The 14,532-nt window shown below is 40.3% G+C and carries 12 protein-coding genes, 2 pseudogenes and 1 riboswitch; of the genes and pseudogenes, 8 read left to right on the forward strand and 6 right to left on the reverse strand.

All coding sequences use genetic code 11. From position 1 onward, the window contains the following. Positions 1-52: 52 nt before the first annotated feature. Both ACT4_RS04660 and ACT4_RS04665 read right to left on the reverse strand, forming a co-directional pair. Complete coding sequence (locus ACT4_RS04660) at positions 53-793, reverse strand: LytTR family DNA-binding domain-containing protein (RefSeq protein ID WP_007480181.1); 741 nt, start codon at positions 791-793, stop codon at positions 53-55. Positions 794-850: 57 nt separating this feature from the next. Then, positions 851-1,992: pseudogene (locus ACT4_RS04665) on the reverse strand (sensor histidine kinase). Here ACT4_RS04665 and argH point away from each other — a divergent pair. Both argH and ACT4_RS04675 read left to right on the forward strand, forming a co-directional pair. Then, complete coding sequence (argH, locus tag ACT4_RS04670; protein ID WP_007480183.1) at positions 1,983-3,416, forward strand: argininosuccinate lyase; 1,434 nt, start codon at positions 1,983-1,985, stop codon at positions 3,414-3,416. The pseudogene ACT4_RS04665 and the gene argH sit on opposite strands and share 10 nt — an antisense overlap. Before the next feature lie 9 nt (positions 3,417-3,425). Continuing rightward, positions 3,426-3,698, forward strand: coding sequence for an oxidative damage protection protein (locus ACT4_RS04675; RefSeq protein ID WP_004876381.1), 273 nt, complete (start codon positions 3,426-3,428; stop codon positions 3,696-3,698). A gap of 295 nt (positions 3,699-3,993) precedes the next feature. On the opposite strand, the gene phoU is transcribed toward ACT4_RS04675, so the two are convergent. Continuing rightward, positions 3,994-4,716: a phosphate signaling complex protein PhoU gene (phoU, locus tag ACT4_RS04680; RefSeq protein ID WP_004876380.1), complete on the reverse strand. Its 723-nt coding sequence runs from the start codon at positions 4,714-4,716 to the stop codon at positions 3,994-3,996. A 297-nt stretch (positions 4,717-5,013) separates the two neighbouring features. On the opposite strand from phoU, the gene ACT4_RS04685 reads away from it, so the two are divergent. The 6 genes from ACT4_RS04685 (at position 5,014) to gluQRS (ending at position 11,366) form a co-directional block, all read left to right on the forward strand. Continuing rightward, a complete protein-coding gene (locus ACT4_RS04685) occupies positions 5,014-5,973 on the forward strand; it encodes a hypothetical protein (RefSeq protein WP_007480184.1) in 960 nt (319 codons plus the stop codon). Between the two features lie 44 nt (positions 5,974-6,017). Continuing rightward, positions 6,018-6,151: riboswitch (TPP riboswitch) on the forward strand. An 85-nt stretch (positions 6,152-6,236) separates the two neighbouring features. After that, positions 6,237-8,132: a phosphomethylpyrimidine synthase ThiC gene (gene thiC / locus ACT4_RS04690; RefSeq protein WP_007480185.1), complete on the forward strand. Its 1,896-nt coding sequence runs from the start codon at positions 6,237-6,239 to the stop codon at positions 8,130-8,132. 75 nt (positions 8,133-8,207) lie between these two features. Further along, the gene (locus ACT4_RS04695; RefSeq protein WP_007480186.1) at positions 8,208-8,819 is read left to right on the forward strand and encodes an NUDIX domain-containing protein; all 612 of its coding nucleotides are present in this window, start codon (positions 8,208-8,210) and stop codon (positions 8,817-8,819) included. A 21-nt stretch (positions 8,820-8,840) separates the two neighbouring features. Then, entirely contained in the window at positions 8,841-9,656 is an 816-nt protein-coding gene (gene cpdA, locus ACT4_RS04700) for a 3',5'-cyclic-AMP phosphodiesterase (RefSeq protein ID WP_004876370.1), read from the forward strand. 189 nt (positions 9,657-9,845) lie between these two features. Then, positions 9,846-10,379, forward strand: a complete 534-nt coding sequence (gene dksA, locus ACT4_RS04705) for an RNA polymerase-binding protein DksA (RefSeq protein ID WP_004876369.1) — start codon at positions 9,846-9,848, stop codon at positions 10,377-10,379. 123 nt (positions 10,380-10,502) lie between these two features. Further along, entirely contained in the window at positions 10,503-11,366 is an 864-nt protein-coding gene (gluQRS, locus tag ACT4_RS04710; protein ID WP_007480187.1) for a tRNA glutamyl-Q(34) synthetase GluQRS, read from the forward strand. A gap of 45 nt (positions 11,367-11,411) precedes the next feature. Here gluQRS and ftsW read toward each other — a convergent pair whose 3' ends face one another. The 3 genes and pseudogenes from ftsW to ACT4_RS04725 all read right to left on the reverse strand — a co-directional run bounded on the left by ftsW (position 11,412) and on the right by ACT4_RS04725 (position 14,521). After that, positions 11,412-12,605, reverse strand: coding sequence for a putative lipid II flippase FtsW (gene ftsW / locus ACT4_RS04715; protein WP_004876364.1), 1,194 nt, complete (start codon positions 12,603-12,605; stop codon positions 11,412-11,414). 10 nt (positions 12,606-12,615) lie between these two features. Continuing rightward, positions 12,616-13,973, reverse strand: a pseudogene (gene murD / locus ACT4_RS04720) (UDP-N-acetylmuramoyl-L-alanine--D-glutamate ligase). Between the two features lie 293 nt (positions 13,974-14,266). After that, positions 14,267-14,521 carry a DUF6587 family protein gene (locus ACT4_RS04725; protein ID WP_007480190.1) on the reverse strand — a complete coding sequence of 85 codons (255 nt, stop codon included), beginning with the start codon at positions 14,519-14,521 and terminating at the stop codon, positions 14,267-14,269. Positions 14,522-14,532: the final 11 nt, after the last annotated feature.

Here is a 14,532-nt window from a genome sequence, read left to right on the forward strand (position 1 = left end):
ATTGCAAGCAAAAAATCACAAAGTGTGCGCTACCCTACAGAAAACTGCCTGATTACAACTGATGCATACACTCTCGTAGACTTGGTAAGTGGCGACGACTCACCGACAAGCGCTCATCAAGTTCCCGCAAGCGCACTTGATATTGTCCCGCAGCAACCAACTCCAGTCCTTCCAAATAATCTAAAGAAACGAGTGCATTACGATGAATCCGAATAAAACGATCCGAAAATTCAAGCTCTAAGTCTTTTAACGTCTCATCAATTAATACGCTGCCATTTTTATGGCGAACCGTAACGTATTTTTGATCAGCAAGAAAATAATAAACATTTTCCAGTGGAATGAGTTCGACCCCGCGATAAGTTTTCGCAGCAATTTGATGGCGTTGGGCTTTGGTATCGTACATATCGTCTTGTTGTTGTAAACCAGTCATTTGTGCTTGTGTTAATTGAGTTAAATTATTAAAAACCTGCTGTAAGTCTTGTTGTGCAACAGGTTTAAGCAAATATCCTTGTGCTTGAAATTTAAATGCTTCCAATGCATGTTGATCATATGCCGTGCAAAAAATAATTGCTGGACGCGGATTTAAACGGCTGAGTTGTTCAGCACATTCCAAACCATTCATCCCTGGCATTTGAATATCTAATAAAACGACATCGGGCGAGTCGTTTTCAATATGATTTAACACATCCTGCCCATGATGCGCCGTCGCAATCACTTCATGCCCCATTTGGGTCACTAAACGTGACAAACGCTCTACTGCGAGAGGTTCATCATCAGCAATCAGAACTTTCATCCTCTCCTCCTTGTCACCGTTAACTTCATCCATATTTTTTATGGTTAACTCGACTTATTATTTTACTCGATAGTGGTAACTCACCACAGTCGTATATAAGGACGCTCCCCCATAGACCTGAAACTTCACCGACCGCCCATAATAAGCTTTCAAGCGTTGTTCCACATTTTCTATCGCAATACCATTCCCTTTTCTCGATTTTATTTTATCGTGAGAATAAGGGTTAGTAATGACTATACTGACTTGATTTTGCAATATTTCAACCAATACGCTGATTGTAGATGGCTGCAAAACCGATTCCACCCCATGAAAAATACTATTCTCTAGCAAAGGTTGCAACGTTAATAATGGAATCGTCACCCGTTTTAATTCAATTGGTGTCGCTTGTATGTTCCATTCTACATTTAAACGCTCACCCAAACGCATTTTTTCTATACTTAAATACTGCTGACAGAGGTCAATTTCCTCATCCAAACTCACCAATTTCAATTCTTGAAAACTCGCTCTAAATAACCGCGATAAATTGATTAGCATATTTTCGGCTTTATCAGGATCAATCGCGATCAAACTCACCACACTATTTAAACTATTAAATAAAAAATGTGGATGGATTCTAGCCTGCATTGCCTGAATACGCGCATTCAGCTCACTGTACTGCTGGTTAAGCCATTGTTCCCGCATATATAAATAGCGCAAACAGAATGCACCTAGCAAGACTCCATAGCCCAAATGCAAGCTCGCACCATGAAACAGAATTTCTTCAGAGAACTGACTCGAACGTGTCGCCCCAAATTGAATAATATTCACCGCACAAGTAGTAAATAACACAATCATCTGAAGTAAAAGAAAACCAAGTGTTAATGCAACTTTCTGGCTAAATTTGGCAAAAAATTCTTGGAAATAATCCACAAGCGCAGAAAAAGATAAAATCACCCAATTAATAAAAAACATGAATTGTAAAAATCGAAGCCATTCTAATGCTTCCCACGAGCGTGCTTCTGCAAGCGCTAAAACCATCGCTAAAACGTTACTTGCAACAATTAATTCTAATAAGTGTTGCCATTGGCCAATTTTCGTAAAAAATAAGACCCTGATGAATTCATCTGACGAGATTGCGATAACTTCTTACGTCGAGTTTCGGCAACTGCGTTTGGATTTGCTATACTCTTTTTTATTTTACTGAGCCGCCATGACCACATCTTCTCAATCCTCATCTTCAGCAAGCCCTAATCAAACCTCTGGTATGTGGGGCGGTCGCTTCTCTGAAGCAACAGATGCTTTTGTTGCAGAATTTACAGCATCTGTGCAATTTGACCAACGTTTTTATAAACAAGATATTGCTGGTTCAATTGCACATGCAACGATGCTCGCTAAAGTCGGTGTACTTACTGAAGCTGAACGTGATGACATCATTCAAGGTTTAACGACGATTAAAGCAGAAATTGAAGCGGGTAACTTTGAATGGCGCATTGACCTAGAAGACGTGCACATGAACATTGAGTCTCGTCTGACTCAACGTATTGGCATTACAGGTAAGAAACTTCATACAGGTCGCAGTCGCAATGACCAAGTTGCAACAGATATTCGCTTATATCTACGTGATGAAATTGATGACATTTTAGGTTTGCTTCTACGTTTACAAAAAGGCCTTCTCAGTTTAGCAAGCCAAAATACCAATACCATCATGCCTGGCTTTACGCATTTACAAACAGCTCAGCCTGTAACTTTTGGTCATCACTTATTAGCTTGGTTTGAAATGCTGGTACGTGATACTGAGCGCTTACAAGACTGTCGCAAACGTGTCAACCGTATGCCTCTCGGCTCAGCAGCTTTGGCAGGCACAACCTACCCGATTGATCGTGCCTATACCGCAGAACTTTTAGGCTTTGAAGCTGTTTCAGAAAACTCATTAGATGCAGTTTCTGATCGAGACTTTGCAATTGAATTTAATGCAGCTGCATCGTTAATCATGATGCATTTATCACGTATGTCTGAAGAGCTCATTTTATGGACTTCAGCACAGTTCAAATTCATCAACATTCCTGATCGTTTCTGTACTGGCTCATCAATCATGCCACAGAAGAAAAACCCAGATGTTCCTGAGTTAGTCCGTGGTAAATCTGGTCGTGTTTTTGGTGATTTAATTAGCTTACTGACACTCATGAAAGGTCAGCCTTTGGCGTATAACAAAGACAACCAAGAAGACAAAGAGCCACTATTCGATGCGATTGATACTGTCCGTGGTTCATTGATGGCGTTTGCTGACATGGTGCCAGCATTAGTACCAAATATTGAAATTATGCGTGAAGCTGCATTACGTGGTTTCTCCACAGCAACAGACCTTGCTGACTATCTTGTGAAGAAAGGTGTTGCTTTCCGTGATGCACATGAAATCGTAGGTAAGGCAGTTGCGCTCGGTGTTGCCGAAGAGAAAGATTTATCTGAATTAACACTTGAACAGCTTCAACAGTTCTCTGATCTCATTACAGCAGATGTGTTCGATAAAGCACTCACCTTAGAAGCTTCTGTGAATGCGCGTGATCACATCGGTGGCACTGCCCCTAAACAAGTTGAGGCTGCAATCGCTCGTGCACACACTCGCCTAGAACAGCTATACGCTTAAGGATTTATGATGACTAGACAAGTATTTTGCCGTAAGTATCAAAAAGAATTAGAAGGCTTAGACTTTGCACCTTTTCCAGGAGCAAAGGGTCAAGAGCTTTTTGAGACAGTTTCGAAACAGGCTTGGCAGGAATGGCTAAAACACCAAACCACGCTCATCAATGAAAAGCGCTTAAATGTGTTTGAACCTGATGCAAAAAAATTCCTTGAAGAGCAACGTGAGAAATTCTTCAACAATGATGAAAGCGTTGAGAAAGCAGAAGGTTGGACTGAGCAAAAATAAGCACTTAGTCTAATTTTACTGGTAAAAAGAGAGCTGTGTTTCAGCTCTCTTTTTACGTGATATTTACACTAGTAATAAAGCATTACAGAGTATACACACTTGTCTACATGACACTTAAATCAACTCGATCTATATTTGTATTCAGAAAGACAAAGAGATACACCGATATCTCACGTAATGCATGATATTTCTCTCCCAGACTTTTCCCCCGAAGTCTGGGATTTTTTTATTTTAAATTTACCGATAAAAAAAGCCGCAGAATAATCTACGGCTCGATATTATTTTCATTTTCCAATTATTTTTGATTTACTTTCTGCTCAATCTCTTCAATGCTGGTATGACGAACATCCATCCCTTTCGCCATATAAATGACTTGTTCAGAAATATTACGAGCATGATCACCAACACGCTCAAGCGCACGCAACACCCACATCACATTCATCACACGCGAAATATGGCGAGGATCTTCAATCATATAAGTCATCAAGGTACGTGTTGCAGATTGATATTCACGGTCAATATCAGCATCTGCCATAACAACTTTGAGCGCTTGATCCACATCTAAACGAGCAAAAGCATCTAGTGCATCATGGATCATGACACGGACTTGGTTGCCAATATGACGCGTTTCCATATAACCACGAGGAGACTCGCCTTCCTCACAAAGGTTTTGTGCAATACGTGCAATTTTTGCAGCTTCATCGCCAATACGCTCTAAATCAGTATTAGCTTTGCTCATCGCAATCACCATACGCAAATCGATTGCTGCTGGATGACGACGTGCCAAAATCAGAGTTAAACCTTCATCAATATCACGTTCATATTGATTGACCGTATTATCTTTAAATTGTACGTCGATTGCTAAATTTGCATCTGTATCGAGCAAAGAATGAATTGCATTGGCAACCTGCTGTTCAACCAATCCCCCCATTGTCATAAATTTAGTGTGCACAGCTTGTAAGTCTTCATTAAATTGTGAAGAAATATGGTGACTTAACACAGGATTACTTGGACTCACAGTATGCCTCCACTAGACACATGGAAAAATGATTGGTGATTAAAACATAATAATGATGAAAGTTTTATGACAATCAATCGCTAGATTTCATGTTTATAAACTTGTCATTATAATCACGTCAACACAACAATATAGAAATAGATAAAGAACTTTATGATGCGTATTTTCAACATATGTTTGTTATGCACCGTCTTCATCACAGGATGTCAGAAAACACCCCAAAATGCTATTGAAAACGAGCAGCAACAAAAACAACCTTCAGTTAAAACCAAGTCAGCAAATCATGAATGTCAAACTTTGAGCCAAAATCTTGAAAAGATTGGCCGTAGCAGCACCGTTGAATCACTCACTCAGGTCAATACTCAATTAAAGAAATGTATGACTCAAGCTGACAATACACAACAATTAAAATGGTTAGATGATTCAACAAAAATGTACAAACGTTTCTTGGATGCAGATACAGATGAGAAAAGTTTAGATGCGCTTTCAGAGTACTCATATAGCATTTTAGATAACGAAAATAATCATCCAGACCGTCGCACATCAACAATCCAAGTGGGCAGTCAGGAGCTATTTAAAAAACTAGCAAAGAGAGATCAATATCTGCTCAAACATCAAGGTCAAGCCTATATTGAGTTTCAATATATTGGTGAAGGTGTTTTTGAATATCGAAGACAACCTCAATATATCCTTGATATTTTCGCTCCCACTTTACCTATAGACCAACAGCGCTTTGTCAAACAAATGGCAAAGGATAACCAAGATATTCTCTACAACGATGCTGCATTAACTATTTCTTGGAGTGAGCTCGTGAGTCGAGCATTGTTTTGGGAAAACTACTTAAAACAATATCCAAACGCTAAATTCAAAACAGATGCTCAAAGTCTACTGGACGAGTATCGTTACCTGATCTTTCTAGGAGTAGACAATAGCCCTGTTTCGGATGAGTTTGCTCCAAATACATGGATTGATCCAGATGCCTTAGCCATAATTAAAGCCCTAGCAAAACGCACAGACACTGACCTTGCTTCTACTGCACAAAAATTCTTGGATTTTATCGCGACACCAATAGAGCAGCGATCTGAGAAGTTTCAAATTGTCAGTGACTCAGATATTCATGAGGCTTCAGCAACAAGTGAGAGCCATGAAACACCGAATCCATATGAGCAATTAAAATCGTTATTGCAGCTTTCCTCACCTTGGGAAAAGGACCATCAAAAAGACTGTCACGTTGATGCAATTTGCATTCAAATTTGACGAGAATTAAACAAGCATTTTTTTTAAATCTGCTAAGCTTTGGACATTGCTTGACGGAGCGCAGTTAACAAACTGCTGAGATTGTCTTAATACTGAGGTCACACTTCGGGATTTAAAGATGAGTACCGTTGAACCTGATCAGGTTAACACCTGCGTAGGAATCAAGCCCAACAAAAAACTTAGCCTTTATTTATCATAGAGATAAATCTGCCATTGTTTTTGGTCGTGCTTGATTCGTTAATGCCATACATAAGGATCATGCCATGAACCAATTAACGAATCTTTCCCCTGCTGATATTTCTGCTCAACATGAGCAAGACGCTAAAGATTTAACCCGTATATTACCTGCTTCGCGCAAAGTGTATGTTGAAGGTTCTCGCCCTGACATCCAAGTTCCGTTTCGTGAAATTAGTTTGACTGAAACACCCACAGGTTTAGGCGGTGAACATAATCCACCTGTGATGGTCTATGACACGTCTGGTGTCTATACTGATCCAAGCATCGAAATCGATCTCAATAAAGGCTTACCTTCTATACGCCAAACGTGGATCGAAGAACGTCAAGATACCGATGTACTGACAGGCTTAAGCTCTGAGTTTGGCCAAGCACGTTTAAAAGATATTCGTACCGCAGACATTCGCTTTGCACATATTCAAAACCCTCGCCGCGCCAAAGCTGGCAAGAATGTCACGCAAATGCACTATGCCAAACAAGGTATCATCACGCCTGAAATGGAATATATTGCGATTCGTGAAAATCAGCGTCAATCTGAAGGTGTTGATATGCGTCAACATGAAGGTCAAAACTTTGGTGCACAGAATCTAAAAGAGATTACGCCTGAATTTGTCCGTCAAGAAGTTGCTGCGGGTCGTGCCATCATTCCTGCCAATATTAACCATCCAGAATGTGAACCAATGATTATTGGTCGCAATTTCTTGGTTAAAATTAATGCCAATATTGGTAACTCAGCACTTGGCTCTTCGATTGATGAAGAAGTTTCTAAAATGACGTGGGCAACCCGTTGGGGCGCTGACACCATTATGGACTTATCGACTGGCAAGAATATTCACGAAACACGTGAATGGATTATCCGAAATTCGCCAGTTCCAATTGGTACAGTTCCGATTTATCAAGCTTTGGAAAAAGTCGACGGCGTTGCTGAAGATCTCACATGGGAAATCTTTAAAGACACCTTGATTGAGCAAGCCGAGCAAGGCGTAGACTATTTTACAATCCATGCGGGTGTGTTACTTCGTTATGTACCAATGACCGCGAATCGCCTCACTGGCATCGTGTCTCGTGGTGGTTCAATCATGGCACAATGGTGCTTAGCGCATCATGAAGAAAACTTCCTCTACACGCATTTCGACGAAATTTGTGAAATCATGAAAGCTTATGATGTGTCATTTAGCTTAGGTGATGGGTTACGCCCAGGTTGTGTTCAAGATGCCAATGATGAAGCACAATTTAGTGAACTTAAAACGCTGGGTGAATTGACACATCGTGCTTGGGAACATGATGTCCAAGTGATGATCGAAGGTCCGGGACATGTGCCAATGCATATGATCAAAGAAAATATGGATCTACAACTTGAAGTCTGTAAAGAAGCGCCGTTCTATACGCTTGGACCACTCACTACAGATATCGCTCCGGGTTATGACCATATTACCTCTGCGATTGGTGCTGCGATGATTGGTTGGTATGGCACAGCGATGCTTTGCTATGTTACCCCGAAAGAGCATTTAGGTTTGCCAAATAAGAAAGATGTTAAAGATGGCATCATTACTTATAAAATTGCAGCTCATGCAGCCGACTTAGCCAAAGGTCATCCGGGTGCTCAAGTTCGTGACAATGCTTTATCTAAAGCACGTTTTGAGTTCCGCTGGGATGACCAATTCAATCTGAGCTTAGACCCTGATACAGCACGCAGTATGCATGATGAAACACTTCCGAAAGAAGCACATAAATCAGCGCACTTCTGTTCAATGTGTGGACCTAAATTCTGCTCGATGAAAATCACACAAAATGTGCGAGATTATGCTCAAAATCAACACAATGCCAAGCAGTCAAATGATGCAGAAACAGATGTTGAAGCAGGTCTCAATGCCATGAAAACCGCTTATCAGGAACATGGTCAAAAACTGTACCACAAAGTGTAAATCGACTAAAAAAAGATTTTCCCGCGAATCATTCTCGGTTAGGATGAGATATGTACAATCTCATCCTGATTGAAGATGACCATTCTTGATCACGCCAGCTATTCAGCATCCGACGTTACGATAGAATCTCGAGAGTTTTTATTTCGAGGATTCATTCAAGTTGAGAAAGTGAATATTCGACATCGATTATTTAATCGCTCGGATTATTCACCTTTGATTCAACGTGAACTCGTACATCGTCCAGAAGCCGCTGGCGTTTTATTATATGATGATCAACAACAGCGCTTTGCATTGATAGAACAATTTCGTATTGGCGCGTTGAATGACGTTGAATCAGCATGGCAACTTGAAGTAATTGCTGGTGTACTTGATGGAGATGAATCTCCTGAAATATGTATTCGCCGTGAAAGTTTAGAAGAATCAGGTTGTGAAATAAAAGAATTACAACATTTATTTAGCTTCTACCCTTCTGCTGGTGCATGTTCAGAATTCTTTCATCTCTATGTGGCAGAAGTAGATCTACCTTTAACAGGTGGAATCTTTGGTATGCCAGATGAAGGCGAAAATATTCAACTTCATTTATTTGATTATTCTGAGTTAACACTCTTATTAAAAAACGGGCGTTTGAGAAATGCACCTGTGATCATGGCATTACAGTGGCTTGCTCAACATTTACAACAACGATAAAAATCTGAAGGGGGTAAGACTGTGACTTTTCAAGTCTCAACATTATCACAAAAAGATTTTGTGATGGTACAGATTACCGATACACACTTATTAGAGTATCCGCATTTGGAATTTGTCGGGATGCAACCTGAGCAAAGTTTCCGTGCAGTAATCGACTTGATGCGCCAACAGCACTCTGAAATTGACCTAATCGTCCATACTGGTGATTTAGCACAAAATCCAACACCTGTGACGTACCATCGTTATCTCGAACATATGAATACCTTGGGAATTCCATTTTTTCATACACCGGGAAATCATGACGATGTAGCCTATTTTCCATTTCATGAAACAGAACCGACCAAACCGACCGTTGTTGAAGTAGGTAACTGGCGCATCATTTTATTAAACAGCGCGCAACCAGAACGTATCGATGGGAAAATTGCAGACATTCAATTACAGCAACTCACTCAATTACTAACTGAGTTAAAAGATTGTTATGTGATTATTGCATGTCACCATCATCCGTTTGCAATGCAATCAGCTTGGATTGATCAACATAAACTCAAAAATTCTTCTGATTTATTAGAGACGATCGAGCCATTTAATAATGTTAAAGCAATTGTATGTGGGCATGTGCATCAGGATTCGATCAATACTTGGCAAGGCGTAGAATTCTTATCTACACCTTCGACATGCATCCAGTTTAAGCCAAAAAGTGACAAATTTGCTTTAGACGAAGAACACCCTGGTTATCGCTATATCCGACTTAAATCCAATGGTGAAATAGAAACTCAAGTCTATAGACTATCAAATTCGCAGCGGATGAGTAGTTCTGAAGTTTTAGGCTATGACTAAACTTTTGATTACAAATCACATCCTAGATTTCTCACGAAATCTAGACAGGAATGACTACCATCTTGCTCAAAAACTCTATATGATGTCGACCCTTGATGGGAAAAACCATCTTCGGTTTCTATAAAAACACTTGCATATCACCATATTTTTTGCGTATAGATAGTACGTGTATGATGAGGAATGCCCTATATGGCGAATGACAACCAAAATCAAGTCTTGGACGAACAGACAGCAGTGATCGACGATCAAAAATCGACTGTAAAACGTGTACGCAAAACCAAACCAAAAGCTTCTGAAGGCGGTACAACTGCTAGCTTGTTTGGAATCGAACCTTATCAGCCGAAAAAAAATGAAGAATACATGTCTGATGGACAACTTGAGCATTTCCGCCAAATCCTAAATGCATGGAAAGCTGAGTTAATGTCTGAAGTTGATCGCACATTGAATACAATGCAAGATGAATCAAGTGCACTACCTGATGTCAATGACCGAGCAACTCAAGAAGAAGAGTTTGCGATTGAGCTACGTACACGTGATCGTGAGCGCAAACTTATTCGTAAAATCGAACAATCTCTTGAAACAATTCAAAGCGGTGATTATGGTTTCTGCGAAACCTGTGGTATCGAAATTGGTTTGCGTCGCTTAGAAGCTCGACCAACAGCAACCCAATGTATCGATTGCAAAACTTTGGCTGAAATCAAAGAAAAGCAAAATAACGGTTAATAATCCCACCCGGCCTCCCTTTAAAAAGGGAGGAGTACTGAAAATTTATAATGTTTGAGTACTCTCCTCCTTTACAAAGGAGGGGTCTGGGGGAGAATTAAAAAACACGACCATTCAATCTTTATGTCTTATATCGGACGATTTGCACCCTCGCCAACTGGCCCTTTGCATTTTGGCTCGCTGCTAACAGCCGTTGCGAGTTATTGTGATGCTAAAGCCAACCATGGTAAATGGTTGGTTCGTATCGAAGATACAGATATCCCTCGTATTTATCCAAATAGTGAAACGCATATTCTGTCTTGTATTGATGCATTTCAATTCGAACCAGATGCCGAAATTATTTTTCAAAAAGACCGTTTAGATATTTATGAGCAAGTGCTTGAACAACTCAAGCAATCACAAGACATTTACGCTTGCCAATGCACACGGAAAATGTTGGGCTCAAATCATATCTATGTCGGTACTTGCCGTGATTTGAATCTCGATTTTGAGCAACAAGCCATTCGCCTAAAAGTATCAGATCAACATATTTGTTTTGATGATCGCTTACAAGGTCAACAATGCTCAAATTTAAAATATGATCTCGGTGATTTTGTCTTAAAACGACGAGATGGCATTATCAGTTATCAACTTGCCGTCGTTGTAGATGATTATCTACAAAAGATCACGCATGTCGTTCGTGGCGCAGATTTACTCGACAATACTGTTCGACAAATTTGGCTTGGGTCATTACTTGACTATCCCAAGTTAAGCTATATGCATCTCCCATTGGCAATGAATGGTCAAGGCCAAAAATTATCAAAGCAGAATCTCGCTCAAGCCTTAGACATCAATAAAGCACCTGAATTACTTAGTGCAGCAATTCTTGCCTTAGGTCAGTCTATGGTTGAGCTCGATCAACCTCGCATAATGCTACAACAAGCTATTCAACAATGGGATATAGAACGTATTCCCAAAGGCATTTATTTAAATGACATCTATCAATAAGCAATAAAAAAGCCCTGAATTCAGGGCTTTTTGAATTTAATGCGATTAGAAGTTTGATTCTTCTTTCACTGGATTCAACTCTTGCGTTGACGCATCAATTTTTAAAATCAGACTAATCATCGCAGCACACATCATCAGAGATGTACCACCATAACTAATGAATGGTAACGTTAAACCCTTAGTCGGCATTAAACCCATATTCATGCCCGCATTCACCAGAATTTGCAGTAAGAAAATAATGCTGATTCCATAAGCCAAATAACCTGCACGCAGGTAGTTATGTTGTAAGGCACGATGTCCGATGCGAATACAGCATGCCAACATAGTAAATGACAAAACCATCACTGTCGTTACGCCGAAGAATCCAAACTCCTCACCTAAAACAGCCAACATAAAGTCGGTATGTGCTTCAGGAAGGTAGGAAAGTTTTTGCACACTATGACCTAACCCCGTACCAAACCATTCACCTCGACCAAATGCCATCAATGCATTGGATAACTGATATCCAACACCTAATGGGTCAGCCCAAGGGTTGGTAAATGAAATAAGACGTTGGAAACGGAAAGGCTCAAAGATAATCAGTGCACTAATCCCTGCGAGAATTGCACCAAGCATAATTAAGAACTGGGTTGCAGGCGCACCAGCCAAGAAGAATACACCCACCATCATCAAAACAATAACAACGGTTGCCCCTAAATCTGGCTCTGCCACAATAAAACCAACCGTAAGCGCCATCACGCCACTCAAACGCAGCAAGCCTTTCCAATGCGTTCTAACCTCTTTCGCACGGCGCACAACGTAATCTGCCGTGAAAATAGCCATAACGATTTTGGCGATTTCTGTCGGCTGTAAAGTAAAGCCACCGACTTTAATCCAACGATGCGAACCATTGACCTCTGTGCCTACAACCAATACCGCCAATAACAGCACCATGGTAACTAGCCATAAAGGGAAGGCATTTTTAAACCAGATATTTAAAGAAACACGATACGTCAAAAAAGCAACTACAGCTGCAACAACAATTGAAATACCATGACGGATCAAGAAGTAAAATGGATTCTCATGGATATACTCTGCATAAGGCATAGATGCCGATGCCACCATGACAGAACCAAAACAAAGTAAAGAAATCACACAAAAAATCAAAATATTGCGTGGTGTCATTTCAGCAGGAAGTTTAGGCAACCGATTAAATAATCTTGAAATCTTCTGCACTGTATTTTGGGCTAAATCAGCCATACTTCATTTCCTAGTTTTTATTTTCATTCAAGGCATTTACACATGCCACGAATTGATGTCCACGATCATTATAGCTTTTGAACATGTCAAAGCTAGCACAAGCTGGCGAGAGTAAAACGACATCCTCAACTCGTGTGACTGTTTGAGCAAGCTCAACAGCAGCTTTGAGCGTATCAGCATGCTGAATGATTGTAGTGCCTTGGATGGCTTGCTCAATTATCGCGGCATCTTCACCGATCAGAATGACATTTTTGACATATTTTTGTATCGCATCACGTAGTGGACGGAAGTCTTGACCCTTACCCTGCCCACCTAAAATCAATGCAAGTTTACCTTTTTTACTTCAATCGCAGCACCCAAACCATCAATCGCAGCGAGCGTTGCACCAACATTGGTACCTTTAGAATCGTTGTAATATCGGACGTTATCGACTGTTTTCACAAACTCACAGCGATGCTCCAAACCTTTAAAGGTTTTTAATGTGTTAAGCATCGATTGCATATCTAAACCAACTGCTTCGCCTAATGCCAAACATGCTAAAGCATTCGCGACATTATGCATGCCCTGAATATACATTTCAGAAGTTTTCAATAAACGTTCACGGCCTCGTGCCAACCACATTGTACCGTCTGCATCACGAAGTACACCATATTGATTCAGATCAGGTGCATTAAGACCAAAACTTTGCATTGGCGTAACATCAGGAACCAACGGACGACTGAGATTATCATCACGGTTAAACACCACTTTTTTCACACCTTGGAAAATACGATGTTTAGCTTTGTGATAACCCAACATGTCACCATGACGATCCAAGTGATCCTCACTCATATTAAGCACAACTGCAACTTCTGCATTTAAATGCGAAGTCGTTTCAAGCTGAAAACTTGAAAGCTCCAAAACAATCAGCTCAGGCTTATCTTGCAAAAGATCAAGCGCAGGGCGACCAAGATTTCCACCTACAGCAACTTTTTTACCTGCATCTTCTGCCATTAAGCCAACCAAAGTCGTTACAGTACTTTTTGCATTGGAACCTGTAATCGCAATAATTGGCGCATCTGTTGCACGGCGTAAAAGTTGGATGTCACCTACAACAGGAATACCCGCCTCAATTGCCTGTTGAATTTCTGGAAGCTGTGGCGCAAGTCCTGGACTTAAAATAATTTCTTCCGCTTGTAGCAAAAGCTCTGTATCTAATTTCCCAAAGCTTGTTCGAACGCCAGCAGAAATTTGATCATGACCCGGTGGAGTCTCTCGAGAGTCTGTTACTGCAACTTGGTAGCCCTGTCCATGTAGAAAGTTTACAGCTGATACGCCAGAGATTCCCAAGCCAGCCACAACTTTTAATCCACCACGTTGTATTAACATTTTTGCCCCATTTGATTGCAGATCACAGAATGGCAAAAATGTTAGCACTTTACTGTTTTAAATGCTTTTTCAGTTTTAGTTTTATTCCGTCTTTTTTGTGTCAGTGAGTAAAACAGAAGCGATCCTTAGCCACTTCTATTTCCTCATGGTTTATGAAGCTTCATAAATGAAGTTTTAGCTTAATTAAATTCAAAACCATCTTCTTTTTTAAAACTTCTTTTATTTAGATCTATTTTATTTTTTCAGCATAAAAAAATACCCATATCAAATATGGGTATTTATCATTTTGTTTCTTATCGCCATTTCACTGTTTGCACAGCTTCGGTACTTTTGCTGTCATTTTTTTCATCGACAGCACATCCACAACTACCACCACAGCCTACTACCACTTTGGGTTTAAGCCATTTTGCCAAACTATTCCAGCCGAATTGCTGGCAGATATTCGATAGTCCTAAAAATGCAGAGTTCGCAGTCTGAGGGAACACTTTTTTAAAGACAACGATAGTACTCCACAGCACCAATACAGCAACAATTAAGTATTCAAACATAAGCGTCTCTC

The sequence above is a fragment of the Acinetobacter sp. NBRC 100985 genome, from assembly GCF_000241225.1.
Taxonomy (GTDB): Bacteria; Pseudomonadota; Gammaproteobacteria; order Pseudomonadales; family Moraxellaceae; genus Acinetobacter; species Acinetobacter venetianus.